26 protein-coding genes are annotated in these 23,624 nt (G+C 64.9%); 10 read left to right on the top strand and 16 right to left on the bottom strand.

Annotated elements, in window-relative coordinates; all coding sequences use genetic code 11:
• The first annotated feature begins 261 nt into the window (after window positions 1-261).
• Complete coding sequence (locus EI545_RS10210) at window positions 262-1,257, top strand: phosphatase PAP2 family protein (RefSeq protein ID WP_164517262.1); 996 nt, start codon at window positions 262-264, stop codon at window positions 1,255-1,257.
• Here EI545_RS10210 and EI545_RS10215 read toward each other — a convergent pair.
• Window positions 1,254-3,263, bottom strand: a complete 2,010-nt coding sequence (locus EI545_RS10215; RefSeq protein ID WP_125325379.1) for a S8 family serine peptidase — start codon at window positions 3,261-3,263, stop codon at window positions 1,254-1,256. The two genes, EI545_RS10210 and EI545_RS10215, sit on opposite strands and share 4 nt — an antisense overlap.
• Window positions 3,264-3,500: 237 nt before the next feature.
• Here EI545_RS10215 and EI545_RS10220 point away from each other — a divergent pair, with 237 nt between their 5' ends.
• Window positions 3,501-4,706, top strand: coding sequence for an aminotransferase class I/II-fold pyridoxal phosphate-dependent enzyme (locus EI545_RS10220; RefSeq protein ID WP_125325380.1), 1,206 nt, complete (start codon window positions 3,501-3,503; stop codon window positions 4,704-4,706).
• A gap of 6 nt (window positions 4,707-4,712) precedes the next feature.
• On the opposite strand, the gene ubiG is transcribed toward EI545_RS10220, so the two are convergent.
• Complete coding sequence (gene ubiG, locus EI545_RS10225; protein ID WP_125325381.1) at window positions 4,713-5,450, bottom strand: bifunctional 2-polyprenyl-6-hydroxyphenol methylase/3-demethylubiquinol 3-O-methyltransferase UbiG; 738 nt, start codon at window positions 5,448-5,450, stop codon at window positions 4,713-4,715.
• A gap of 72 nt (window positions 5,451-5,522) precedes the next feature.
• On the opposite strand from ubiG, the gene pip reads away from it, so the two are divergent.
• A complete protein-coding gene (pip, locus tag EI545_RS10230; protein WP_125325382.1) occupies window positions 5,523-6,494 on the top strand; it encodes a prolyl aminopeptidase in 972 nt (323 codons plus the stop codon).
• Window positions 6,495-6,633: 139 nt separating this feature from the next.
• On the opposite strand, the gene dxs is transcribed toward pip, so the two are convergent.
• Genes dxs through EI545_RS10250 form a run of 4 tightly spaced genes read right to left on the bottom strand, consistent with a single transcriptional unit; the run spans window position 6,634 to window position 10,561 of the window.
• Window positions 6,634-8,544 (bottom strand): 1-deoxy-D-xylulose-5-phosphate synthase, encoded by a 1,911-nt coding sequence (gene dxs / locus EI545_RS10235; protein ID WP_125325383.1) that lies wholly within the window; start codon window positions 8,542-8,544, stop codon window positions 6,634-6,636.
• The gene (locus tag EI545_RS10240; protein WP_125327371.1) at window positions 8,545-9,360 is read right to left on the bottom strand and encodes a polyprenyl synthetase family protein; all 816 of its coding nucleotides are present in this window, start codon (window positions 9,358-9,360) and stop codon (window positions 8,545-8,547) included.
• 50 nt (window positions 9,361-9,410) lie between these two features.
• The gene (locus tag EI545_RS10245) at window positions 9,411-9,650 is read right to left on the bottom strand and encodes an exodeoxyribonuclease VII small subunit (RefSeq protein ID WP_125325384.1); all 240 of its coding nucleotides are present in this window, start codon (window positions 9,648-9,650) and stop codon (window positions 9,411-9,413) included.
• Window positions 9,650-10,561 carry a histone deacetylase family protein gene (locus EI545_RS10250; RefSeq protein WP_125327373.1) on the bottom strand — a complete coding sequence of 304 codons (912 nt, stop codon included), beginning with the start codon at window positions 10,559-10,561 and terminating at the stop codon, window positions 9,650-9,652. Before EI545_RS10250 ends, EI545_RS10245 begins: the two co-directional genes overlap by 1 nt.
• A 180-nt stretch (window positions 10,562-10,741) precedes the next feature.
• Between EI545_RS10250 and EI545_RS21540 the strand changes: the two genes are divergently transcribed.
• Entirely contained in the window at window positions 10,742-11,515 is a 774-nt protein-coding gene (locus EI545_RS21540) for a hypothetical protein (RefSeq protein ID WP_216842436.1), read from the top strand.
• 284 nt (window positions 11,516-11,799) lie between these two features.
• Window positions 11,800-12,459, top strand: coding sequence for an outer membrane protein (locus EI545_RS10260; RefSeq protein WP_125325385.1), 660 nt, complete (start codon window positions 11,800-11,802; stop codon window positions 12,457-12,459).
• 25 nt (window positions 12,460-12,484) lie between these two features.
• Here EI545_RS10260 and EI545_RS10265 read toward each other — a convergent pair whose 3' ends face one another.
• Together EI545_RS10265 and EI545_RS10270 are read right to left on the bottom strand one after the other, a co-directional pair.
• Window positions 12,485-13,183 carry a response regulator gene (locus EI545_RS10265; protein ID WP_125325386.1) on the bottom strand — a complete coding sequence of 233 codons (699 nt, stop codon included), beginning with the start codon at window positions 13,181-13,183 and terminating at the stop codon, window positions 12,485-12,487.
• Complete coding sequence (locus EI545_RS10270) at window positions 13,180-13,674, bottom strand: MarR family winged helix-turn-helix transcriptional regulator (protein ID WP_125325387.1); 495 nt, start codon at window positions 13,672-13,674, stop codon at window positions 13,180-13,182. The genes EI545_RS10265 and EI545_RS10270 overlap by 4 nt, the downstream gene beginning before the upstream one ends.
• A gap of 139 nt (window positions 13,675-13,813) precedes the next feature.
• Here EI545_RS10270 and EI545_RS10275 point away from each other — a divergent pair, with 139 nt between their 5' ends.
• Window positions 13,814-14,680, top strand: coding sequence for a branched-chain amino acid aminotransferase (locus EI545_RS10275; protein WP_125325388.1), 867 nt, complete (start codon window positions 13,814-13,816; stop codon window positions 14,678-14,680).
• A gap of 81 nt (window positions 14,681-14,761) precedes the next feature.
• On the opposite strand, the gene EI545_RS10280 is transcribed toward EI545_RS10275, so the two are convergent.
• A complete protein-coding gene (locus tag EI545_RS10280; RefSeq protein ID WP_125325389.1) occupies window positions 14,762-15,190 on the bottom strand; it encodes an organic hydroperoxide resistance protein in 429 nt (142 codons plus the stop codon).
• A gap of 109 nt (window positions 15,191-15,299) precedes the next feature.
• Between EI545_RS10280 and EI545_RS10285 the strand changes: the two genes are divergently transcribed.
• Window positions 15,300-15,731, top strand: coding sequence for a MarR family winged helix-turn-helix transcriptional regulator (locus EI545_RS10285; RefSeq protein ID WP_125325390.1), 432 nt, complete (start codon window positions 15,300-15,302; stop codon window positions 15,729-15,731).
• Window positions 15,732-15,800: 69 nt separating this feature from the next.
• Here the strand turns inward: EI545_RS10285 and EI545_RS21350 are convergent, their stop codons facing one another.
• From EI545_RS21350 to EI545_RS10315, 7 genes are all read right to left on the bottom strand, one after another.
• Window positions 15,801-15,968, bottom strand: coding sequence for a hypothetical protein (locus EI545_RS21350; RefSeq protein WP_164517263.1), 168 nt, complete (start codon window positions 15,966-15,968; stop codon window positions 15,801-15,803).
• Window positions 15,969-16,017: 49 nt separating this feature from the next.
• On the bottom strand, window positions 16,018-17,040 hold the full coding sequence (gene queG / locus EI545_RS10290) for a tRNA epoxyqueuosine(34) reductase QueG (protein ID WP_425471548.1): 1,023 nt from the start codon (window positions 17,038-17,040) through the stop codon (window positions 16,018-16,020).
• A 78-nt stretch (window positions 17,041-17,118) separates the two neighbouring features.
• Window positions 17,119-17,784, bottom strand: a complete 666-nt coding sequence (fzlA, locus tag EI545_RS10295; RefSeq protein WP_125325392.1) for an FtsZ-binding protein FzlA — start codon at window positions 17,782-17,784, stop codon at window positions 17,119-17,121.
• 151 nt (window positions 17,785-17,935) lie between these two features.
• Entirely contained in the window at window positions 17,936-18,088 is a 153-nt protein-coding gene (locus EI545_RS10300) for a Trm112 family protein (RefSeq protein WP_125327375.1), read from the bottom strand.
• Between the two features lie 38 nt (window positions 18,089-18,126).
• On the bottom strand, window positions 18,127-18,783 hold the full coding sequence (locus EI545_RS10305; protein WP_125325393.1) for an LON peptidase substrate-binding domain-containing protein: 657 nt from the start codon (window positions 18,781-18,783) through the stop codon (window positions 18,127-18,129).
• Between the two features lie 26 nt (window positions 18,784-18,809).
• A complete protein-coding gene (gene trxA, locus EI545_RS10310) occupies window positions 18,810-19,712 on the bottom strand; it encodes a thioredoxin (protein ID WP_125327377.1) in 903 nt (300 codons plus the stop codon).
• A gap of 66 nt (window positions 19,713-19,778) precedes the next feature.
• The gene (locus EI545_RS10315) at window positions 19,779-20,354 is read right to left on the bottom strand and encodes a DNA-3-methyladenine glycosylase I (protein ID WP_125325394.1); all 576 of its coding nucleotides are present in this window, start codon (window positions 20,352-20,354) and stop codon (window positions 19,779-19,781) included.
• A 122-nt stretch (window positions 20,355-20,476) separates the two neighbouring features.
• On the opposite strand from EI545_RS10315, the gene EI545_RS10320 reads away from it, so the two are divergent.
• From EI545_RS10320 to phbB, 3 genes are all read left to right on the top strand, one after another.
• Entirely contained in the window at window positions 20,477-21,349 is an 873-nt protein-coding gene (locus EI545_RS10320) for an EAL domain-containing protein (protein ID WP_125325395.1), read from the top strand.
• A gap of 181 nt (window positions 21,350-21,530) precedes the next feature.
• Complete coding sequence (locus tag EI545_RS10325; RefSeq protein ID WP_125325396.1) at window positions 21,531-22,706, top strand: acetyl-CoA C-acetyltransferase; 1,176 nt, start codon at window positions 21,531-21,533, stop codon at window positions 22,704-22,706.
• Between the two features lie 113 nt (window positions 22,707-22,819).
• On the top strand, window positions 22,820-23,545 hold the full coding sequence (phbB, locus tag EI545_RS10330) for an acetoacetyl-CoA reductase (protein WP_125325397.1): 726 nt from the start codon (window positions 22,820-22,822) through the stop codon (window positions 23,543-23,545).
• Window positions 23,546-23,624: the final 79 nt, after the last annotated feature.

Genomic DNA, 23,624 nt, shown 5'->3' on the forward strand with positions numbered 1-23,624 from the left:
GATCGAACAGGGGAGCCCGCAATGTCGGTATTCGGAACCCACGGCACACATGGAACCCACGGGACACATGGCACCCATGGTACTCACGGGACACATGGTACGCACGGGACACATGGTACGCACGGGACCCACGGTACGCACGGGACCCACGGTACCCATGGGACACATGGTACCCACGGCACTCATGGAACCCATGGAACCCATGGTGGAGGGTCCTCTCCCCTTCTCGCCTCTGCCCTTGGCCAGACAGCCGAAGCGCTGATGGGTTTCTGGGATGGCACCGTCCCGGTCCTGAACCCGGATGGCGCTGATGACCTGACCCGCCTGATGCGGCTTGCCGCCTTCCCCCGCGCCTCGGTCCTTGCGCATGAAGGGATCTCGCTCTTTACCGTCCGCCCCGGCCCAAAGCCGCGCCACGTTGTCCGCACCGACAGCGACCTTGTCAGCCTGACCCCGCCCGAGGCCGGCAAGATCGCCGAACAGATGGCCGATGTCCGCGCCGCGATGGACCTGCGCGCCGACCGCCTGCCCGAGATTATCGCCCAGACTGATGGCTTCCTGCCCTTCTTCGCCGCGCAGATGCCCTTTGGCATGAACCGGCGGCCCTACACCGTCCACCTGATTCAGGCGATGCTGGACACCGTGATTTCGGTTGAACAGCGGATGAAGCACCTGTGTTCGGTCGCGCGTCCGGTGGACCTGTCGCCGCAGATCCAGCCGGTGATCGAAACCCCCGGCCATTCCGCCTACCCCTCCGGCCACGCGACCGAGGCGTTTGCCACGGCCACCCTTCTCGCCGCGCTAAAGCTGACCGGCGCAGGCACGCCGGACGCCGAACTGGTCGAAGCGACGCTGGCCAAACTTTCCCCCGTCACCGAAAGCGCCCCAGTGACGGACCCGGTTATCCTGCTGTACCGTCTTGCAGCGCGCATCGCGGACAACCGCACCGTGGCCGGCGTGCACTACCCCGTCGACAGCGCGCATGGTGCCCTGCTGGGCCTGTCCACCACGCTTGCCTTTGTCGCGCACTGCCTTGGTGGCGGGCCTGACCTTCCGGTCCCGGAATGGGCAGCGGATGGCAACGACTGGTCGGGCGATTTCACACTGCGCAAATGGTGTGGATCCCTTGGCAACGGCGCCCAACCGGGCTGGCGCAACGGCACTACCACGCTGCCGCGCGCCGAAAACTGGCAGGTGCTTCCACCGCTCTGGCGTGCCGCTGCTGCGGAATGGGGCCGCCAACCACCGAAGGCCTAGCCCACCAGCACCCCGTGCCCCATCCGGCGGTCCGGCACATCCCAGTCACTGTTCCCGGTCAGCGCACTCCGCTCGCCTTCAGGGCTTTGCACCTCGGGCGGCACCATCAGGAAATACCGCAGCAACGCCCGCGCGACCTGCGGCGCGGCCATGCTGGTTCCTGACATCCGGGTGACCGACCCGCTGACCACGCCCGCCGCGCGTCGGCCGGGCAAGGCCGTCCCGTCATCCCCAAGCGCGACGAGGTCCGGCCCCAGCGATTCGCCCGGTCTTGCCAGATGCCCCACCCCTTCGGAGGAATAGCCCGCTGGCCGCACCGACCCCGGCGCACCAAGCGTTGGCCGAACGGCCCCCACGAACAGGATCGCCGGGTCTTCGGCCCCTGCATAGGCCACGCAAGTCCCCTCACGCGTGACCGGACAGCCAGGCGCATCGCTGGCCGGGCGGGGTGCAAGATAGCCCCGCGCCTCATCATCCCAGTCCCAGCCTTGCGGATGATCCAGCCAGCTTTGCCGGCCAAGCGTCCGGTACCCCGGCGGTGTGTCATCGCGCTGCACCCGGGCCGTCACCCGCACCGGTTCGGCCAAGGTCGTGCGCAGCACTACACGCCACGCCCCAGCCGGGGCCGGCGGCAGCGCGCCCATCCCGACTGTCGGCCCCAGCGACAGGTGCAGCAGCGATTGCCCCCCCGCCTCGGCACTTGATGCGACGGCCGCCACCGGCCCGGCCAGCCGCCAACCGGTTCCCGTCTCGGGCCAATCGACCTCCAACGCGGAAAGCCCCGATCCCGCAGGGGGCTGCAATTCCAGCTTGAGCCCGGCAACCACATTCGTATCGACACGCACCTCCAGATGGCTGGAGCTGTGGTCATCCGGCAGCACGCGCCAGATCAGTTCCAGCGGGTATGACCGGCGCATCTCGTCCCGGGCGACCAGCCGGGCCAGCCGCGCATTGCCATAGGCGATGACCAGCCGCAGCTTGCCCCCACCGGTCAGCCGGTCATGGCGCGCCACCTCATGATCGAACCAGTCGGCCAGAAAGGCGTGGCGGTCCCCCGGCCCGGCCAATGACCCAAGGCTGATGTTCACCACGACCGGGGGCACGTCCGTCCCGTTGGCCAGCCGCAGCGACTCGGCCATGATCCAGCGCAGACCTTGCACCAGATAGGTCTCCATCCGCCGTCCCGCGGTTTCGCGCACGCTGGCCGGGGGCAATTGCACCGCAAGGATCGGCACGGCGGTCAGGGGGTCATCCCCCCAAGGGGCCGCACCGGCCGCAAGGTCCAGTACATGCGTCCCATGTGCCGTCCTCCGGTTCGTCAACGCACCATCCGTCACCGGCAGTAGGGCACGGTTGACCACCCGGTAAACCTCAGCCTCATCGCCGCCGTCGGCAAGATGGGCGTTGATCTCGGCCTCGTCCAGCACCCGACCGCAGACGACATCTTCCCGCAGGCCGTCGTCCGCTTCGGCAACGCGTTCCGGTGCCTGCAGCCAGACGGCCTTGATCCGGCTGTGGCCAAGATCGCGCCGGAACCGGGCGTTCAGACAGCCGATCCCGTCATCAATCACCGCCGCCAGCGGCACTGTCGGAACAAGATCGCCCTTCAGGGTGCAAAGGTTCCTGCCCTCTCCGCTGGCTGAGGCATCGGGCATCGCCAGCCCCGGCCCCACCTGCAGCACACGCCAGAAGGCCGGACAGTCCGCCAGCATCGCCCTTGGACAGAACAGGACCACCCGCACCTCATGCGGCCAGCCCGTCCCGGCAAGCGCCCGCTCGGTCGCGAGGAGGTCTCGCTCGTGCTGGCTAAAGCGCACGTCCGGCAGGGCCAGCGTTGCGTCAATCGCTTCGGCCAGTGTCATGGCACTTCCCGCTGGCGGCTGAAGCACCAGAAAAACGGGCACGTGGTCACGCCCACCGTCACCCTGCGCCTCGGACACCGCGGCCTCCCAAGCGACATAGCCGCCGTAGTCCAGCCCCGCCGACACCCTTTCCCAAGCCGCCATCTGCGTACCCTCTTGCCTGCCGTTGCAGCAGCATGCCACAGGTTTTGCCGCTGTCGCGCCGCAATCCTTGGGATTTAGCGGATTTCACGGGGAATTAACGCGCGGATTTCCCTGCTTCCAAGGCAGGTTGAGCCCGCGACCAAACTGCAACCGTTTGGTCTCCAGAACGCGTGTTCCGGTTCTGGGTAGTCAGTTTCCCCTGTGCCGCCCGACGTCCCTCCTGCCAAAGGTATTTCCATGCCCGGCTCTGTCCCTGCGTCGCCTGTGGTCATCGACCTCCTGACCCAAAGCCCCCACCTGCACCCGCGGGGGGATGACCGCTTCCGCCTCGTGCGCCCCGGCCAGTCGGCCAACCGACCAACCCCGTTCGACCCCGGAACGCATGGCAACCCCTGCCGCACCTTCGCCGTGCAGGATTACCTTGCCCTCGCGGATCATCCCGGGCTGCGCGCGGCAACCACCGCCGCGCTGTCCCAGCACCGGCTTTGCCCAGCCGGCACTGCAACTTGCCTTGGCCTGACCGTCCCGGTCCTTGCGCTGGAAGATCGCACCGCGCGCTTCCTGCACCTTTCCGCAGCCGTGGTCTTTCCATCAGGTGCCGAGGCGATCCGCGCCACCCTGCGCGCGATCCTGTCGCCCGGAGATGCGGTGATCGTCGATGCAGGCGCACATCCCGCCATGTTCGAGACTGTCTTGACCGCTGGCGCCCGGCCCCACCGCTCCCCTCCCGGATCGGTTGAGGGGGTGGAGCGTCGCCTGCTCCGCCTGTCTCGGACGCGCCGTGCGGGCCGCCTTTGGGTGGCCGTGCCCGCGATTTCGGCGCATGCGTCCGTCATGGCCGATCTGGCCGACCTTGCCGCCCTGTGCAACCGCCACGGTGCCGGGCTGATCGTCGATGTGGCCCATGACCTTGGGGCCATGGGACAATCCGGCGGCGGGGTGATGGAGATTCAGGGCTGCCTCGGTCGGCCCAGCGTGGTCATCGGCAGCTTCGCCAAATGCTTCGGCGCGCCGGGTGGCTTTGCCGCCGTTCAGGACCCGAACCTGAAGGCCCGCCTGCGCGACCAGCAGGGCACGACGGCTGCCCTGTCCCCCGTCCTTGCCGCCACCATCCTTGCCGCCTTCGACATCATCGACAGCCCGGAAGGTGTCCGCCGCCGTCGCCGCCTGCACGCCAACAGCCTGCGCCTGCGCAATCACCTGATGGCTGACGGCGTACGCGTGATGGGCCAGCCTTCGCCGCTTGTGCCGGTTCGGCTGCCACCCGGCACCGCCCTGGCCCGCACGGCATTGCTGCAAAGCGCGGGTCTGGCGGTCACGCTTCTGGGGCCGCCGACCGTAGCACTTCATGCGCCGCGCTGGCGTCTGCAACTGTCTGCCGACCACGGCCCCGCCGATATCGATGGCCTTGCCGACATGGTCCGCGACGTCGTGCGCTGGTAGGCGGCCCTACGCCTTGACCGAGGCGGTCACATAGTTGCAGCTCAGGTCACGGTCCGACAGGCTCCACCGCCATGTCACCGGGTTGAAGACCATCCCCTTGCGATCCACCGGCCGCAGGCCAGCGCCCTCGATCAGCTTGTAAAGCTCATCGGGGGTGATGAACTTCCGCCAGTCATGCGTGCCCTTCGGCAGCCAGCGCATCACCCATTCCGCCCCGACAATCGCCATCACGAAAGACTTGGGGTTCCGGTTCAGCGTCGAACAGATCATCAGCCCCCCGGGCTTCAGCAATTGCTGGCAGGCCGTCAGATAGCCCTGCGGATCGGCCACATGCTCGACCACTTCCATGTTCAGGACCACGTCGAACTGTTCCCCTGCCGCCGCCATATCCTCGGCGGTGGTGTGGCGATAGTCGATCTTCAGCCCCGATTGTTCAGCGTGCAGACGGGCCACCGGGATGTTCCGCGGCGCCGCGTCCGCACCCACCACATCCGCGCCAAGCCGCGCCATCGGTTCGCTAAGGAGCCCCCCGCCGCAGCCGATATCCAACAGCCGCAGGCCCTTGAACCGTTCGGCCAAGGTCAGGTCGCGCCCGAATTCGGCGGCAATCTGCGCGCAGATATAGTCCAGCCTGCAGGGGTTCAGCATGTGCAGCGGCTTGAACTTCCCGGTCGGGTCCCACCAGTCCGCCGCCATCGCCTCGAACTTGGCAACCTCTGCCGCATCAACCGTCGTTGTCGTCATCGCTGCCTCCGCTCCGTCGTTCGACTGATTGCCCTTCGACACAGGGCTCTTACGGCGCTATATAGGACGGCGATGGATCAAAGATCAGGTCAAAAGCGCGCAGTCGAGTTTCTTTACCCGCCGATCGATCCGTTCGATCAGCGCGTCATCGACATGGGCGATGGCCACCGCGTCTACATGGAACAATGCGGGCGGCCGGATGGCATCCCTGTCATCGTCTTTCACGGCGGACCGGGCGGCGGCTGCTCGCCTGCCATGCGCCGGTACTTCGACCCCACGGTCTACCGCATCATCCTGTTTGACCAGCGCGGCTGTGGCCGGTCCCGCCCCCATGCCAGCATCATCGCCAACACCACATGGCACCTGATCGAAGATGTCGAGGTGATCCGCAAAGCCCTCGGGATCGACCGTTTCATTGCCTTTGGCGGCAGCTGGGGCGCGACCCTTGCGCTGATCTACGCCATCACCCATCCAGACCGGGTGCGGCACCTTGTGCTGCGCGGTGTCTTCCTGATGACGAAGTCAGAGCTGAAATGGTTCTACGGCGGCGGCGCCGGGGCCTTTTTCCCGGAAATCTGGGGCCGCTTCGTTGCCGCCATCCCCGCCTCGGAACGCGACAACCTGATCAACGCCTACAACCGCCGCCTCTTTTCCGGCAACCTGATGGAGGAAACCCGCTTCGGCCGGATCTGGGCGAACTGGGAAAACGCGCTGGCGTCCATCCACCACGAAGGCCCGATGGGCGAAAGCCCGTCAGACTATGCCCGCGCCTTCTCGCGGCTGGAGAATCACTACTTCCAGAACGGCGGCTTCCTGCAATGTGACGGCTGGATCCTGCAAGAGCGCAAGCGGATCGAACATATCGATGCCACTGTCATCCAGGGTCGCTATGACATGATCTGCCCGCCCGTTTCGGCCTGGAATCTGGCCGATGGCTGGCACCGCTGCGACCTGCGCATGGTCCCCCTCGCCGGTCATGCGCTGTCAGAACCGGGGATCAGCGAAGCGCTGGTCAAGGTAATGGACGGCCTGCGCAAATCGTAGCAACCCGTAGGTCGGGCTTCAGCCCGACTCTTGCGCCCCAACCCACAAGCACACCGCCCCCGCCAAGGCGCCTCCCCCCTCCGTGGGGGAGGGATAGGGTGGGGGGGTCCGCCGCAGGCAAACCCAGCCACAAACCCTCTCAGGCCCGTTTCCCGACCACGGCCACGCCCAACACGTCCAGCACCTTGGTCTCGATCTGGGTCGCTTCCATCCCGGCCACCCGATACATCGCCTCCGGGCTGGCCTGATCGATGAAGATATCCGGCAAAACCATGCTGCGATACTTCAGCCCCCGGTCGAAGACCCCTGCATCCGCCAGAAGTTGCGCGACGTGGGACCCGAACCCCCCGATAGCACCCTCCTCAACCGTAATCAGCGCCTCATGCTGGCTTGCCAATTGCAAGATCAGGTCGCGGTCCAGCGGCTTGGCAAACCGGGCATCTGCCACCGTCACCGAAACCCCGCGCGCCTCAAGCGCCTCAGCGGCCTTCAAGACCTCGGCCAAACGGGTGCCAAACGACAAGATCGCCACGCGGCCCCCCTCACGCAGCACCCGGCCCTTGCCAATCTCCAGCGGCACACCGCGCGCCGGCATCTCGACCCCCACGCCATCGCCCCGCGGGAACCGGAAAGCGATGGGCCCCGCGTCATGCGCCACGGCGGTGGCAACCATGTGGACCAGTTCCGCCTCATCGGCAGCGGCCATCACCACGAACCCCGGCAGGTTGGCCAGGAAGGCCACATCGAAGGCCCCCGCATGCGTGGCCCCATCCGCGCCGACCAGCCCGGCGCGATCCACCGCAAACCGTACCGCCAAGCGCTGGATCGCCACGTCATGCACCACCTGATCGTATCCGCGCTGCAGGAAGGTGGAATAGATCGCGCAGAACGGCTTCATCCCCCCCGCCGCCAGCGCCGCGCTGAACGTCACCGCGTGCTGTTCGGCAATGCCCACGTCAAAGCAGCGCTTCGGGAAGCGGTCCTGAAACAGGTTCAGCCCCGTCCCGTCCGGCATCGCAGCCGTCACGGCGACGATCTTTTCATCCCGCTCCGCCTCGGCCACCAGACTTTGCGCGAAGACCTTGGTGTAGGACGGCGCGTTCGACACCGCCTTCGCCTGCACCCCGGTCAGCACGTCGAACTTGCCCGTCGCATGGCCCTTGTCCCGCGCAGCCTCGGCGGGGGCATAGCCTTTGCCCTTCTTCGTCAGCACATGGATCAGCATCGGCCCCGTCGCCCGCGCCTTCACCGTGCGCAAGACGGGCAGCAGCGTATCCAGATCATGCCCGTCAATCGGCCCGACATAGGAAAAGCCCAGCGCCTCAAACAAGGTGCCGCCAATGGCGAGGCCCTTGAGCATGTCCTTGGCCCGCTTCGCCCCCTCTTGCAGCGGCGGAGGCAACAGGCCCAGAAACCCCTTCGCCACCTGCTTCAGGTCCTGCATCGGCGGTTCGGCATAAAGCTTCGACAGATAGGCCGACAGTGCCCCCACAGGTGGCGCGATGCTCATCTCATTGTCATTCAGGATCACGAACAGCCGCTGACCAAGGTGCCCCGCATTGTTCATCGCCTCGAATGCCATCCCCGCGCTCATCGCGCCGTCGCCGATCACCGCAATCGCATCACCGGGGTCGCCGCCCAGTTCCGCCGCCATGGCAAAGCCCAGCGCCGCGCTGATGGACGTCGACGAATGCGCCGCCCCGAACGGGTCATAGGGCGACTCGCTCCGCTTGGTGAAGCCGCTCAGGCCCCCCTCCATCCGCAGCGTCCGGATCCGGTCCCGCCGCCCGGTCAGGATCTTGTGCGGATAGCACTGGTGCCCGACATCCCAGATCAGCTTGTCGCGCGGCGTGTCGAAGACGGCGTGGATCGCCACCGTCAGCTCCACCACGCCCAGACCGGCCCCCAGATGCCCACCCGTCACCGACACAGCAGAGATCGTCTCGGCCCGCAGCTCATCAGCCAGCTGGTGCAACTCGCGGTCGCTCAGGCCCTTCAGGTCGGCAGGCAGCGTCACCCGGTCCAGCAGCGGTGTCTTCAGATCTTTCATTCAACTCTCCCGCGCGATGGTGAATCGCGCCGCCTGTTTCAGCAGGTCCGCGCCCGGCCCGTAAGGCGACAAGGCGGCGCAGGCCTCGTCCACCAAGGCCACGGCCCGCGCCCGCGCGCCCTCCAGCCCCAGCAGAGAGACAAATGTCGCCTTCCCCGCATCAGCATCTTTCCCAACGGCCTTGCCGGTCTTGGCCGCATCGCCCGTCACATCCAGAATGTCATCCGCAATCTGGAACGCCAGCCCCAGCGCCGCCGCATAGGCGCGCAACGGCCCCCGGTCCGCGCCCGCAATCACCGCCCCCGCCTCGGCCGCAAAGCCGATGAGGGCACCAGTCTTGCCCGCCTGCAGAGTGGTGATTTCCTTCAGCGTCAGCGGATGCCCCGCCGTCTCCGCCGCAATGTCCAACGCCTGCCCCAGCACCATGCCGTCAATGCCCGAGGCCCGCGCCAACCCGTCGACCAGCGCCATCCGCACCTCCGCAGACCCAATCGCCGGATCACAGAGCAGCTCAAACGCCAGCGTCTGCAGCGCATCGCCCGCCAGAACCGCCGTCGCCTCGTCCCATTTCACATGCACTGTCGGCTGGCCCCGGCGCAGGTCGTCATCGTCCATGCAAGGCAGGTCGTCATGGACCAGCGAATAGGCGTGCAGCGCCTCGATCGCCGCCGCTGCGCTGACTGTGCATGCCGGGTCAACCCCCAGCATCCGCCCGCCTTCCAGCACCAGAAACCCGCGCAGCCGCTTGCCGCCGCGCATGGCATAGCGCATCGCCTGCGTCACCGGCTGATCCGCCTTGCCCGCCAGCGCCGCCATCAGCCGCGCCTCGATCAGCCCGGCATCCGCCGCCAACCGTTCGGGAAAGTTCACATCCCCTCCACGGGCGTCGTCCCCACGGCCCGGCCTTCCTGCGCCCGGATCAGCTCCACCTTCTCTTCCGCTTCGGCCAGCTTTGCCGCACAATGGGCTTTCAGCTTCGCCCCGCGTTCATACAGCGCAATCGACTGCTCCAGCGGCACTTCGCCCCGCTCCAGGGCACCGACGACCTGCTCCAAAGCGGCCATCGCCTCTTCAAAGCTCATCCCTTCGATCGGTTTGTCGGTCATCAGCCCCGCTCCTTCAGCACACCCACATGCGCGGCAACAGATGCCGCCAGCGCATCCAGATCATAGCCGCCCTCAAGTGTCGACACCACCCGCCCCCCGGCAAAATCGCACAAGTGGTCGGTCAGCCAGGCGTAGTCCTCTGCCTGCCACTCCAACCCCGCAAGGGGATCATCCGCATGCGCATCAAACCCGGCCGAGATCAGCAGCAGCTCCGGCCCCCAGGCCTTGAGCAACGGGAACACCACCCGCTCATAGACATCCCGCATCGCCTTGCCACCGGACCCTGCCCGCAACGGCACGTTCAACATCTGCCCATGCGCGCCGCGCTCATCCGCCCGCCCCGTGCCGGGATAAAGCGGCATCTGGTGACTGGAGACGAACAGACACCGACCCTCATCCCACAACAGGTCCTGCGTGCCGTTGCCGTGATGCACGTCGAAATCCACGATCGCCACGCGGGACAGCCCGTGATGATCCAGTGCCCGCTTGGCGCCAATCGCCACTGTGCCGAACAGGCAAAAACCCATCGCCGTTTCACGCTCGGCATGGTGCCCCGGCGGCCGCCCGGCGACAAAGGCCGTCTTCGCCTCGCCGGTCACCACGGCATCGACAGCCGCGCAAATCCCCCCGACCGCCCGCATCGCCGCATCGTATGACCCCGGCGACAGATAGGTATCGCCGTCTAGTTGCACCCACCCCTCGCGCGGAACGGCTCCCCTGACCCGCTCGACATACCGCTTTGGATGGACCCGCAGCACCTCCTCCTCCGCCCCCACCGGACAATCGCGCCGCGTCAGACCAAGGCCGGAAAGCACCTGCTCAACGGCCGTCAGCCGTTCCACCCGCTCGGGGTGACCGGGGGGCGTTACATGGCGGGCACAGTCCGCATGGGAGAATACGATGCAAGACATGTCACCTCGACAATCCGACAGGGTTACGGCGCACCAGCCAAGGCTGACATGCCCAAGTTGCGACGCCAAGCCCCAGTTTCTGCACGGTGTTTGATCTGCGTCAATGTCATATTATAATCTTCGAATGTATAATATTTGAACCAGAGGACGAGGTGTCCGGGTAAGCAAAAGGGTGAAATCATGCAGACGACCAAGAGTTCCACCATTACCAAGTTCCTTGCCGGTACTGCAGCTGTTCTGACGCTAAGCGCTGTTGTGACACTTGGGTCGCAGATCCTTTATCCCAACGCCTCCACAGCCTTCGCACAAACCGAAGGCGGTGAAGGCGGCGGCAAGGGCGGTCAGGGTCAGGGCGGCCAAGGCCAAGGTGGTCAGGGTGAAGGTGGGCAGGGCAAAGGCGGCGAAGGTGCCGGTCAGGGCGGCCCGGGCGAAGACTCTGATGGCAAAGGTCCGAAGGCTGGCAGTGCCGGCAATACGGGCGGCAAGCCGGTCTGGGCGCAGGAAGGAATTCCCGTCGTCGAACTTGGTCGGCTGAACGTTGCAAGGTCCCCGGACTCGGTCCTTGCCCGCGCCTATGCCGAGGCTTTGGCGTCCCTCACCCCGGAAATGATCGAATTCTACAATCTGACGACGGCCGAGATGATCGATGAGCTTTCGTTCAACTTTGACAACGTGGCCTACATCGACTCGCCCTTGCAGAACCTCGCGCTGCTGAAGGATGCGCTTGATGGAACGTCGGCCCTGACGGCGCTGGGGGTGACGACCGATCCCGACACGCTGATGGCGACATTCCTTGCTGTTGCCGCCGACAAGGATGGTGAAGGCATCACCGCTGCCACCGTCGAAGCGGTCAGCACGATCCTCGGCACCCCCATCACCGGCGATGACGCGGTGGCCGTTGCTATCGAGGCGGAATCGATCCGGTTGGCCGTTGTCGTTGGCCACGACAGCTGAAAACTCCGCACCCCGGTCGGACCTACCGGCCGGGGGCCTTCCTGCCAGCCATATCTTGGCCGGCGCAGATATCCGACAAGCAAAGAAGGATTGTCATGCAGGACAAACGGACAAATACGCCGCTCAAACTTGTGCTTGGCGCGGCATGGATCTTCGGACTCACCACAGCAGGTTTCGCCCCGGCTTGGGCACAAGAGGACGCGGGGCAGGCAGTTGGCGCCAGCACTGCCACCGGTCAGGATAAAGGTGGTCCCAAGGACCTTGCGCCCACAGCCGGAACCTACATGCGTATCGAACTAGGCGCGGCCCAGCCCAGCGCAGGCGATGCCAGTTGGCTGCCCCCGGGCTATCCCGCCGACCCGCAGGTCTTCTTCGATCTGGACCTCGACTCCGCCGCCATGGGATCCATCGCAATCGGCCACAACTACGGCAACGGCTGGCGCGCCGAAGCCGCGCTGAACCTGTTCGGCAGCGCCGATTTTTCTGGCCCGTGGAGCTATACCGCCCCCGCCACCCCCGGCCCGCATGCAGATGTGGAAGGCGCGGTCTCGTCCGTCGCGCTGTTCGCAAACGGCTATTACGATTTCGCGATGGCCGGCAAAGCCACACCCTTCCTGACCGCAGGCCTTGGCGTCGCCCGCAACAGGATGGACGACTGGACCCGCATCAACCCCGATTCAGGCCGCACCCGCCGCAGCTTTGAAGGGGACACCGACACCAGCCTTGCCTGGACCGTCGGCGCGGGCGTCGCATGGGACGTGGGCCCGGTGCTTGGCTCGGCCCCGGCAAAGCTGGAACTGACCTGGCGCTATTTCGACCTTGGCTCGGTCACTGGCGGAACCACGCCCCTGCCCGGCAGCGGCGCCGGGGGCAACCCGGTCGAGGCGCTGAACTTCGATCTCACCGATCAGGTGATCTCAATCGGCCTGCGGATCCCGCTCTGATCACACCCGGCTTGGCGGAAACCGCTCAATCCGGCTGCAGCATGTACCCTTCGCCCCGCACTGTCTGCAGATAGCGCGGGGCCTTGGGGTCCACCTCGATCTTGCGCCGCAACCGGGTGATCTGCACATCCACCGCCCGTTCCTGCGCGGCATCGGCGCCCGCGCTGTCGCCCACCAACCGCTCCCGGCTGATCGCCACGCCCGGCGCTGCTGCGAAGATCCGCATCAAGGCCGCCTCGGTCGCCGTCAACCGGACCATCGCGTCCCCGCGCCACATCTCGCCCCGGTCCAGATCATAGCGCACATCGCCAAGGTGGATCACCTGTCGCACCGGCTCTGCCGGCTTCGCCTGCGGCACCCGCCGCAGGATCGCGTTGATCCGCAAGAGCAGCTCCTTCGGCTCGAACGGCTTGACCAGATAGTCATCCGCCCCCGCCTCCAGCCCTTCGATCCGGTTCGACGTCTCGCCCTTGGCGGTCAACAGCAGGATCGGCGTCTGCAGCTTCTTGCGCAGATCGCGCGTCAGCGTCACCCCATCCTCGCCGGGCATCATCACGTCCATCACGATCAGGTCAAACTCCAGCCCCGCCAGAATCCGCCGCGCCTGCGCCGCATCCCGAGCCACGGACACCATGAACCCGTTCCGCATCAGGAACTTCTGCAAAAGCCCCCTGATCCGTTCGTCATCGTCAACGATCAGCAGATGCGCATCCGGAACCATCAGCCGCCCTCCTTCAGACGGTTGTATTGCTTGCGCATTTCGGGGTCCATCATCGCCTCCAGCACCTGACGGAAGCCCTGCACCGCCGCCGGCCCCGCCGCGCGATAGGCCGCCCGCATCCGCGCCCGCTGCGCATCCGACAATTCGCGTTCCAGGATCAATCCCTTCTCCGTCAGGAACAAATGTCTTTCCCTTGCGTCAACACGGCCCTTTTCACTGCGCACCAGACCGTCATCAATCAACGTCCGCAACACACGATTCAACGATTGCTTTGTAACACCAAGGATCAAAAGCAGGTTTGAAACCGTCGTCCCCGGGCTGCGGTGCACGAAATGGATCGCCCGGTGATGCGCGCGGCCATAGTCCATGCCTTCCAGAATCCGGTCCGGGTCAGCCGTGAACCCGCGATAGGCGAAGAACATCGCCTCGATCCCCTTGCGCAACTGCTCATCCGTCAGGAACAGCAGCCCCTCGCCCCCGGCTGTCTCGGCCATCGCGCCCTCCTCTTTGGCGTGAATTTACGTCAGCCTTGTTGACTTTCCAAGCATGAACCCATAACTCTGCCCCGATTTCGCGCAAGAATCTGTCCGAAGCGGACCTTTCAGGCGCAACATTCGCAAAGGAGTGGGCGAAATGGCGGGCTATGACGATCGTGACGGGTTCATCTGGATGGACGGCAAACTGGTGGACTGGCGCAGCGCCAATGTCCACATCCTGACCCATGCGATGCATTACGCCTCGTCCGTGTTCGAAGGCGAACGCTGCTACAACGGCAAGATCTTCAAATCGACCGAACATTCCGAACGTCTGCGGATGTCGGGTGAGCTGCTCGACATGCCGCTGCCCTACAGCGTGGCCGAGATCAACGCCGCGAAAGAGGCCACGCTCAAGGCCAACAACCTGACCGACGCCTACGTTCGCGCCATCGCCTGGCGTGGTGCTGGGCCAATGATGGGGGTCGCGGCCAACAAGAACCCGATCCGCATGGCCGTGGCCTGCTGGACCTGGGGCAACTACTACGGCGACGCCAAGTTCAAAGGCGCGAAACTCGATATCGCGAAGTGGAAGCGCCCCTCGCCCGAAACCATCCCCCACGCCGCCAAGGCCGCCGGTCTTTACATGATCTGCACCATGTCCAAACACGCGGCTGAGGCGAAGGGCTGCTCTGACGCCATGATGTTCGACTATCGCGGCTATGTGGCCGAGGCGACGGGGGCGAACATCTTCTTCGTCAAGGACGGCGAAGTGCACACCCCGCTGGCCGATGCCTTCCTGAACGGCATCACCCGGCAGACCGTGATCGGCATGCTGAAAGACATGCAGATCAAGGTCCACGAACGCCACATCATGCCGGAAGAGCTGGAAGGGTTCGAACAGTGCTGGCTGACCGGCACTGCCGCCGAGGTGACCCCAGTCGGCCAGATCGGCGACTACAACTTCGAGGTCGGTGATCTGACCAAGCGCGTCGCCACCGAATACGAAAAGCTGGTCCGCGCCTGACCACCGCTCGTCGAACACTTCGTGCACTCCTCGCAACATCACGAGGAGCGCACAAAGTGCGACGACGAGTGCACCAAAGGGTCAGACGACCTCGGTCACAACCTCGATATTCCCCTTGGTCGCGTTGGAATACGGGCAGATGAAGTGCCCGCGCTCGGCGATCTTTTCGGCCACGGCGCGGTCAACGCCCGGCAGATTGACCACCAGCTTGACCTTCAGGCCAAAGCCGCCGTCCGAACGTCCGCCAATGCCGACATGCGCGTTCACCGTCGCGTTGTCGGGAACCGTGCCCAGTTTTTCACTGCTGGCCGCAAAGCGCATCGCGCCCAGATAGCAGGCGGCATAGCCGACGGCGAACAGTTCCTCGGGATTATGCCCAAGACCGGACCCGCCCAGTTCCTTCGGGCTGGTCATCGTCACGGTCAGCTGGCCATTGACCAGCCCCGACACACCGTTGCGCCCGCCACCGGTGGCTTTGGCTTCCGTCCAGTATTTCACGTCCGTTGTCATTGCATGCTCCTAGTCGTCTGCGATTAAATCGTGCACGATCAATAGTAGATATAAATCGCGCGCGTGTCAATCGCTTGCGCTTGCATCGCGCGCGATGTATATTTCAAGGATGACACTCGCGCCCTCCGACATGCTCTGCTTCGCGCTGCATTCCGCTGCTCATGCCGTGCATGCGGCCTATGCACCCTTGCTGACACCGCTTGGCTTGACCTATCCGCAATACCTCGTCCTGTCGGCGCTTGCGGCGAATGATCGGCCCACTGTCGGTGACCTTGGTGCCGATCTGCGGCTGGACTCAAACACCCTGACCCCGCTTCTCAAACGGATGGAAGGCGCGGGCTGGCTGACCCGCAGCCGCGACAGTCAGGATGACCGCAAGGTGCGACTTGCCCTGACCGACGCAGGCCGCACCCTCGCCGTCGAAGCCGCTGCGGTACCCCGCGCCTTCGCGGCCAAGACGGGCTTGGAGCCGTCCCAGATTGCCGACCTGCGAGATATTCTTGCGGTGCTGCGCGACCGGCTAAAGCCCGCCAAACCTTGACGTTGGGTTAACGCCCGCCCGCAACCCATTGATTTACAAAGGTTAGGAATCTGTCCCCGGCAGGGACAGTCAGGCCGTCCGCCCCCGCGCGATCCGCAGGAACTGCACCAGCCTGGCCTTGCCTGCCGCCGACCGCGGCCGGTGCCACGTCTCACGCGGGGTCTTTGACAGCTGCAGGAAGTGCCGCAGCTTCCCGCCACCGCTCGCCGTCCGATGATCCGCCAGGTGCTTGGTCATGGTTGCGTCTCCTTCCAGATGGATCGCCAGACTAACACGATTCGCCTGATCACCCCACCCCGTGATCCTGCGCCTGCAAAAGCCTGCCCAAGGCCCACCGCGCCGCCTCGGCCACCACCGGGTCCGCATCCCCCAGCCGCGCCTTTGCCACCGGGATCAACTCCGCCATCCCCGAGTTTCCCACCGCATACATCACGTTCCGCACAAACCGGTCCCGCCCGATCCGCTTGATCGGCGACCCCGCGAACCGCGCCCGAAACCCCGCGTCGTCCAGCGCCGCCAGGTCCGCCAGCTCCGGCAACCCCACGCGCGGCTGGTACCCCACGTCCCGCGCCGCCACGGCGAACTTGTTCCACGGGCAGACGGCAAGACAATCGTCGCAGCCGTAGATGCGGTTGCCCATCAGCCCGCGCAGCTCCACATCCACAGGTCCCCGATGCTCGATCGTCAGGTACGAGATGCACCGCCGCGCATCCAGTTGGTAGGGCGCCGGGAAGGCCCGGGTTGGGCAGATGTCCAGACAAGCCGTGCAGGTCCCGCAGTGGCTGACTTCGGCCAAGTCCGGCTCCAGCTCCAGCGTCGTGAAGATCGCGCCCAGAAATACCCAGTTCCCAAGGTCGCGGCCCAGAAGGTTCGTGTGCTTGCCCTGCCACCCCAACCCCGCCGCTTGGGCCAAGGGCTTTTCCATCACCGGGGCCGTGTCGACGAACACCTTGATCTCACAGCCAGCGACATCCACCAGCCACCGCCCCAGCCGCTTGAGCCGCCGCTTCACCAGATCGTGGTAATCCTTGCCCTGCGCATAGACCGAAACCACCCCCCGGTCCCGCTCCTCCAGTCCCGCCATCGGATCGACCTCGGGCGTGTAGGCCTCGGCCAGCATCACCACCGACCGCGCTTCGGGCCACAGCGCCGCCGCTGACCCCCGCCACGCCTCACGATCTGCCATCCAGCCCATCTGCCCGTGCCGCCCCGCATCCAGAAAGGCGCGCAACCGCCCAGCCGCCTCTGGCACCGCGTCAGGCCGACAGACCCCAACCTTCACGAACCCCTCCTCCAGGGCCCGAGCCATCAACTCTTCTTTCGTAAGCCCTTTCATTCTGGCCCAAATATCCCGGGGGTGCGGGGGCTGGCCCCCGCCCGGTCAGGTTCAGAAATCCAGATCGGCATAATGCGCAGCTGGCGGAAAGCCCGAGATCTGGTCGGCCAGCAAGGGCCGGAAGCTGGGCCGCGACTTGATCTTGGCGTACCAGTCCTTCAGCACGGCATGCCGATGCCAGTCGACATCGCTGATGTAGTCCAGACAGCTCAGGTGTGCGGCGGCGGTGAAATCGGCCAGCGTCATCTCGTTCCCGGCCAGCCAGCGCCGCTGATCCAGCAGCCATGCCATGTAATCAAGGTGATACTTGATCCGCGCCGACCCTTGTTTGACGTTCTTGGAATCCGGGTAGCCCTGCCCCGTCACCTTCTTGTTCACCCGTTCATAGAGCAGCTTCGACGTTACCTCATTCTGGAACTTGTCGTCGAACCAGGCGCAGAGGCGGCGCACCTCATACCTGCCGTCAGCATCCTTCGGCATCAGGGGAACTTGGGGCGAGATTTCTTCAAGGTATTCGCAGATTGCCTGACTTTCGCTCATCGTGCGGGTGCCCATCTTCAGGATCGGCACCTTGCCTGCCGGGTTGCGGCGCAGGAAATCGGGCGAGGGTTCCCAGTACCGCTCTTCGACCAGTTCCACCTCGATCTTCTTTTCCGCCAGCGTCAGACGCACCTTGCGGCAGAAGGGGGAAAGGGGAACGTGGTATAAACGGTTCATCGGGCAAGCCTTTGGCTGATTGCCCTGTGATACAAGGCCGACCCGCCGGGATCAATGATGCGGTGCCTTTTGGTGCGGCAGAGCCCGGCTTGTTGCCGACACGCCAAGGCCCGACACAACCACCGCTGGCAATAGTCTGCCAACCGGGTGCCTAGTCCAGTTCCCGCGCCTCGCTGACCAGCATCACGGGGATACCGTCGCGGATCGGGAAGGCGAGATGTGCGGCCTTCGAGATCAGCTCCTGCCGATCCGCATCATAGGTGAGGACCGCGTTCGTCACGGGGCAAACCAGCGCCTCAAGCATCCGGCGATCAGTGATCGTGGCTTGGGGTGCAGGGTCGGTCACTGCATCATCTCTTCATCGGCACCGCCGCGCAGGGCGAATTCGATCAAGGTCACCAGCGTTTCCCGCCGGGTATCCAGAGTTGGTGCCTCAAGCAGCGCCTGTTTGTCTTCGGGGCTGAACGGGCACAGCATGGACAGCGAGTTGATCAGCAGCTCCGGCTCTGCCTCTTTCAGGCTGTCCCAATCTGTCGACAGGTTCATCTGGGTGAAGTAGCGGCCCAAGAGGTCCATGAACTCGCCCCTGCGGAAGGCGGGGTCATCTTCGGTCGGGCCAAGATCACGGACGAAGGGGGCCCAGTCGACAAGGCAGCGGCGGTAGGGGGTGAAACCCTGCACCTCTTCCCGCACGCGAAAGCGCGAGGCCCCTGACAGGGTGATCATGTATCGCCCATCCTCGGTTTCCGAGAACCCGGTCAGGCGTCCGGCACAACCGATCGCCTGCAGGCGCTTTTCGGCCGGGCGGTTGCCAGCGGCGGGGGTTTCGCGCGGCTGGATCATGCCGATCAAGCGGTGCTTGGTCTTCATGCAGTCTTCGATCATCGCCAGGTAGCGCGGTTCGAAGATGTGCAGAGGAAGGCGTGCCCGGGGGAGCATCAGCGCCCCGGGCAGGGGGAAGACCGGAATGGTATCCGGCAGGTCGGCCGCGTTTATCATAAGGGTTAGATAGGCCGGGGTTAGGTTCAGGCAAATATCATTGACGACAGTCGGCGGCGACCGGACAGAACGATGGGGTCTTGCGGCTTCAAGGCGTCAAAGATGGTGAAAAGCTGGGTCTTTGCCGCGCCATCGTTCCATTCGCGGTCGCGGCGGAAGAGTTCAAGCAGCTGGTCCACCGCCTCGGCCGCGTTGTCGGCGGCAAGAAGCGCTGCGGCAAGGTCAAAGCGGGCCTGATGGTCCTGCGGATCGGCTTCGACGGCGGCACGAAGTTCCGCCTCGGGCCCCGCATTGGCTGCCTGCCGGGCCAGTTCCAGTTGCGCGCGGGCGGCGTCCAGTTCCTTGGCGGTGGCGATTTTCGCGGGGGCGGCATCCAGCAAGCCCTGCGCCTGATCAAGGTTGCCAAGGGCAAGATGCGACCGGACCAGACCACCGTAGGCGGAAGGATTCTCGGGCTCTTCCCCAAGGATGGCGGCAAAGGTTTCGGCGGCATCGACAGCGGCGCCTTCGGTCAGCATATCCTCGGCCGCCTGCAGGGCGTCAGCAAGGCCGCCATCCCCGGCAAGGGCTGCGGTGCGGTCGATGAAGGCCTTGAGCTCAGAGGCCGGAACCGCGCCCTGAAACCCGTCGACAGGCTGACCTTGCCAGAAGGCATAGACCGTGGGGATCGACTGGATCCGAAGCTGTGCTGCGATGCGCTGGTTCTTGTCGACATCGACCTTGACCATCTTCACTTTGCCAGCGGCGGCGGTAACCGCGGCCTCCAGCATCGGGCCAAGCGTCTTGCACGGGCCACACCAGGTGGCCCAGAAATCGACGATGACGGGCACGGTCTGGCTGGCTTCGATCACGTCGGCCATGAAGCTGGCCTCGGTCGTTTCCTTGATCAGATCGGCGTGCGGTTGCGGCTTTTCGCCCAGATTGAGCATGACATCCCTCATGGCGGCTGCTTTGCCCATATATGGCGACTGCCCCGGGAAAGGCCAAGGGGAAGATCAGGCAAGGCCCGCAACGGTTGCATGGCAGGGGCAGGTGGCAAGGTGGTCGTTCACCATGCCGGACGCCTGCATGAAGGCATAGGTGATCGTCGGGCCGACGAAGTTGAACCCCTGCGCCTTGAGCGCCTTCGACATGGCAAGAGAGTCGGGGGTATGGCCCGGGACATCCGACATGCGTTGCCTGCGCGGCTGCAGGGGTTCGCCCTTGGTGAAGGACCACAGGAACTGCGAAAACCCTTGCTCCGCTTCGATCCGCAGAAAGGCCTGTGCGCCGCGGATCGTGCCTTCGATCTTGCCGCGATGCCGGACGATGCCGGGGTTGGCAAGCAGGCGGGTTATCTCCGGCTCGCCCCAGGTGGCGAGCGTTTCGGGGTGGAAGCCAGCGAAAGCCGCGCGGAATTCCGTGCGCTTGCGCAGGATGGTGATCCACGAGAGGCCGGCCTGAAAGCTTTCAAGGCAAAGAAGTTCGAACAAGCGGCGCGGGTCACGTTCGGGGCGGCCCCATTCGTGGTCGTGATATGCAACATAAAGCGGGTCCGTACCGCACCATGGACAACGGTCTTCAAGGGTCATCGGAGGGCCTGAGGTTGGATGCAGACATTTAGAACAAAATGCGAATTTTAGGGGGGCGTTTACCGTTGCCCCCGTAACTTGTCGATCAGGAAATCATGGTCCGGGGCACGCGCATGAGTTTCATGAAAGACAAGACATCGAAGTTCGATCGGGACCCCGATCTGGCCAGCCCGCTGGACGTGGCGATGTCAGCGCAGGATCGTGAAACGCTGGCCATGGTCGCCAGCGCGCTGCGGGAAAGGCGGATGCGGTTGGCGTTTCAGCCCGTGGTCTATGCGGCTGACCCTTCGGTGATCGGGTTCTTCGAAGGCTATATCCGCCTGCTGAACCCGCGCGATCAGGTGATCCCGGCGCGGGATTTCATGGGTGCAGTCGAACAACAGGAACTCGGGCGCGAAATCGACTGCGCCGCGTTGCAGATGGGCCTGATGGTTCTGCAAAGAAACCCGCAGATCCGGGTTTCGGTGAACATGTCGGCGCGGTCGGTCGGATACCAGCCCTGGGTGAAGATCCTGCGCAAGGCGTTGCGGGAAACGCCCCGGCTTGGACACAGCCTGATCCTTGAAATCAACGAAGCGTCGGCCCTGCAGGTGCCTGACGTGCTGAAACCCTTCATGGCGGAAATGCGGGACCACGGCATTGTCTTTGCGCTGGATGACTTCGGCGCCGGGATGACATCGCTTCGCCAGCTGCGTGACCTGCGGTTCGAGATCGCGAAAATCGATGGCGCGCTGGTGCGTGACGTTGACCGCGTGGCGGACCAGCAGATGATGGCACGCGCCGCCATCGCTTTGGCACAGCAGATGGGGATGTACCTTGTCGCCGAAGCCGTGGAAACCGAAGCTGAGGCCAACTGGCTGCGCGACGCGGGTGTGGGCTGCCTGCAAGGCTATCTGTTCGGCGCGCCGACGGTGACACCGGATTTCCGGGCGTTTCGACACGGCAGGCCCAACCTTCCGGCCGAGCGTGGAAAGGCAGGTGGCCGTTCACCCTGACCTGTCTGTTGCGGGCGCTTTCCGGCCAATCCCCGCCGGCTGCCAAGCCGATTTGCGTTGCAATCCGATGGTTGCGCCAACATTCTTGCGCTTGTGGTCCCACCGGTTTACGGCGGGGTGACTCGGCGCGAGCCCTTCGTGCCGCAACGCAATTCTACGGGCGAAACGGGAGAGAGCTCAGATGACCAATGTCGTAATCGTGGCGGCCGGCCGGACTGCCGTCGGCAGCTTCAACGGCGCCTTCGCCAGCACCCCCGCGCATGACCTGGGTGCCGCGGTGATCGAGGCTGTGGTGGCCCGCGCAGGCATCGACAAGGCCGAGGTCGAAGAGACGATTCTGGGTCAGGTGCTGACCGCAGGGCAGGGCCAGAACCCCGCCCGTCAGGCCCATATCAAGGCGGGTCTGCCGAAAGAGGCCAGTGCCTGGTCGCTGAACCAGGTCTGTGGGTCAGGGCTCCGAGCGGTGGCGCTTGGCGCGCAGCATGTGCAGCTGGGTGACGCGCGGATTGTCGTTGCCGGCGGTCAGGAAAGCATGTCGCTTTCCCCCCATGTCGCGCATCTGCGCGCGGGGCAGAAGATGGGCGACCTCAACTTCATCGACAGCATGATCAAGGATGGTCTGTGGGATGCCTTCAACGGCTATCACATGGGCCAGACGGCCGAAAACGTCGCCAACCAGTGGCAGATCAGCCGCGACATGCAGGATGAATTCGCCCTGTCCAGCCAGCACAAGGCTGAAGCCGCGCAGAAAGCCGGCAAGTTCAAGGATGAGATTGTCGGCTTCACGGTCAAGACCCGCAAAGGCGACATCGTGGTGGATCAGGACGAATACATCCGCCATGGCGCCACCTTGGAAAGCATGCAGAAACTGCGCCCGGCGTTCACCAAGGACGGCTCGGTTACTGCGGCCAATGCAAGTGGTCTGAACGATGGCGCGGCGGCGGTCCTGCTGATGACCGAGGAAGAGGCTGCCAAGCGCGGCCTGAAAATTCTGGCGCGGATCGCATCCTATGCGACGGCGGGGCTTGACCCGTCGATCATGGGCGTCGGCCCGATCCATGCCAGCCGCAAAGCCCTGACCAAGGCGGGCTGGAAGGTTGGCGACCTTGATCTGGTCGAGGCGAATGAGGCTTTTGCCGCCCAAGCCTGTGCGGTGAACAAGGACATGGGCTGGGACCCGGCGGTCGTGAACGTGAACGGCGGCGCGATTGCCATCGGGCACCCCATCGGCGCCAGCGGTTGCCGCATCCTGAACACGCTGATCCACGAAATGGCGCGGCGCGATGCGAAGAAGGGTCTGGCCACGCTTTGCATCGGCGGCGGCATGGGTGTCGCCATGTGTCTTGAGCGCGCCTGAGCCTTTTCAACTGCTGGAATGATCTCGGGCGCGCAATAATCTTGCGCGCCCGCTTTCGTTTCGGTAACAGGATTTCAACGGCATACCAAAGCATACGTCAGGAGGAGGACAGAATGGCAAGGGTAGCACTGGTCACAGGTGGAACGCGCGGCATCGGCGCAGCGATCTCGGTGGCCTTGAAGGCGGCGGGCTACAAGGTTGCGGCGAACTATGCCGGCAATGACGAGGCGGCGGCGGCCTTCACCAAGGAAACCGGCATCCCGACCTTCAAATGGTCGGTCGCCGAATATGATGCCTGCGTGGCCGGACTCGCGAAGGTCGAGGCAGAGGTGGGCCCGGTTGACGTGCTGGTCAACAACGCCGGGATCACGCGCGACGCGATGTTCCACAAGATGACGCCCGGCCAGTGGAAAGAGGTGATCGACACCAACCTGACGGGTCTGTTCAACATGACCCACCCTCTGTGGGGCGGGATGCGGGACCGGAAGTTCGGGCGCGTGATCAACATTTCCTCGATCAACGGGCAGAAGGGGCAGGCGGGGCAGGCAAACTATTCCGCCGCCAAGTCCGGGGACCTTGGGTTCACCAAGGCGCTGGCACAAGAGGGCGCGCGGGCCGGGATCACGGTGAACGCGATCTGCCCGGGCTATATCGGCACGGAAATGGTGCGCGCGATTGATGAGAAGGTGCTGGCCGAACGGATCATCCCGCAGATCCCGGTGGGTCGACTGGGTGAGCCAGACGAGATTGCCCGGATCGTGACGTTCCTGGCTTCGGATGACGCCGGGTTCATCACGGGCTCGACGATTTCGGCGAACGGCGGCCAATTCTTCGTCTGACCTGCGCCACAAGGGCCCGACCGCCGGGCGGGCCCTTCACTGGCGAGTTTTGCCCATCGCATCGGTTTGCTTCCATACG

The sequence above is a fragment of the Tabrizicola piscis genome (assembly GCF_003940805.1).
GTDB lineage: Bacteria > Pseudomonadota > Alphaproteobacteria > Rhodobacterales > Rhodobacteraceae > Tabrizicola > Tabrizicola piscis.

Coding starts and splice junctions, on each gene's coding strand:
- EI545_RS10210 (WP_164517262.1), top strand. CDS start 262: ATGGGTTTCTGGGATGGCACCGTCCCGGTCCTGAACCCGGATGGCGCT.
- EI545_RS10215 (WP_125325379.1), bottom strand. CDS start 3,263: ATGGCGGCTTGGGAAAGGGTGTCGGCGGGGCTGGACTACGGCGGCTAT.
- EI545_RS10220 (WP_125325380.1), top strand. CDS start 3,501: ATGCCCGGCTCTGTCCCTGCGTCGCCTGTGGTCATCGACCTCCTGACC.
- ubiG (WP_125325381.1), bottom strand. CDS start 5,450: ATGACGACAACGACGGTTGATGCGGCAGAGGTTGCCAAGTTCGAGGCG.
- pip (WP_125325382.1), top strand. CDS start 5,523: ATGGATCAAAGATCAGGTCAAAAGCGCGCAGTCGAGTTTCTTTACCCG.
- dxs (WP_125325383.1), bottom strand. CDS start 8,544: ATGAAAGATCTGAAGACACCGCTGCTGGACCGGGTGACGCTGCCTGCC.
- EI545_RS10240 (WP_125327371.1), bottom strand. CDS start 9,360: ATGGCGGCGCTGGCGGGCAAGGCGGATCAGCCGGTGACGCAGGCGATG.
- EI545_RS10245 (WP_125325384.1), bottom strand. CDS start 9,650: ATGACCGACAAACCGATCGAAGGGATGAGCTTTGAAGAGGCGATGGCC.
- EI545_RS10250 (WP_125327373.1), bottom strand. CDS start 10,561: ATGTCTTGCATCGTATTCTCCCATGCGGACTGTGCCCGCCATGTAACG.
- EI545_RS21540 (WP_216842436.1), top strand. CDS start 10,742: ATGCAGACGACCAAGAGTTCCACCATTACCAAGTTCCTTGCCGGTACT.
- EI545_RS10260 (WP_125325385.1), top strand. CDS start 11,800: ATGCGTATCGAACTAGGCGCGGCCCAGCCCAGCGCAGGCGATGCCAGT.
- EI545_RS10270 (WP_125325387.1), bottom strand. CDS start 13,674: ATGGCCGAGACAGCCGGGGGCGAGGGGCTGCTGTTCCTGACGGATGAG.
- EI545_RS10275 (WP_125325388.1), top strand. CDS start 13,814: ATGGCGGGCTATGACGATCGTGACGGGTTCATCTGGATGGACGGCAAA.
- EI545_RS10280 (WP_125325389.1), bottom strand. CDS start 15,190: ATGACAACGGACGTGAAATACTGGACGGAAGCCAAAGCCACCGGTGGC.
- EI545_RS10285 (WP_125325390.1), top strand. CDS start 15,300: ATGACACTCGCGCCCTCCGACATGCTCTGCTTCGCGCTGCATTCCGCT.
- EI545_RS21350 (WP_164517263.1), bottom strand. CDS start 15,968: ATGACCAAGCACCTGGCGGATCATCGGACGGCGAGCGGTGGCGGGAAG.
- queG (WP_425471548.1), bottom strand. CDS start 17,040: ATGGCTCGGGCCCTGGAGGAGGGGTTCGTGAAGGTTGGGGTCTGTCGG.
- fzlA (WP_125325392.1), bottom strand. CDS start 17,784: ATGAACCGTTTATACCACGTTCCCCTTTCCCCCTTCTGCCGCAAGGTG.
- EI545_RS10300 (WP_125327375.1), bottom strand. CDS start 18,088: ATGCTTGAGGCGCTGGTTTGCCCCGTGACGAACGCGGTCCTCACCTAT.
- EI545_RS10305 (WP_125325393.1), bottom strand. CDS start 18,783: ATGATAAACGCGGCCGACCTGCCGGATACCATTCCGGTCTTCCCCCTG.
- trxA (WP_125327377.1), bottom strand. CDS start 19,712: ATGCTCAATCTGGGCGAAAAGCCGCAACCGCACGCCGATCTGATCAAG.
- EI545_RS10315 (WP_125325394.1), bottom strand. CDS start 20,354: ATGACCCTTGAAGACCGTTGTCCATGGTGCGGTACGGACCCGCTTTAT.
- EI545_RS10320 (WP_125325395.1), top strand. CDS start 20,477: ATGAAAGACAAGACATCGAAGTTCGATCGGGACCCCGATCTGGCCAGC.
- EI545_RS10325 (WP_125325396.1), top strand. CDS start 21,531: ATGACCAATGTCGTAATCGTGGCGGCCGGCCGGACTGCCGTCGGCAGC.
- phbB (WP_125325397.1), top strand. CDS start 22,820: ATGGCAAGGGTAGCACTGGTCACAGGTGGAACGCGCGGCATCGGCGCA.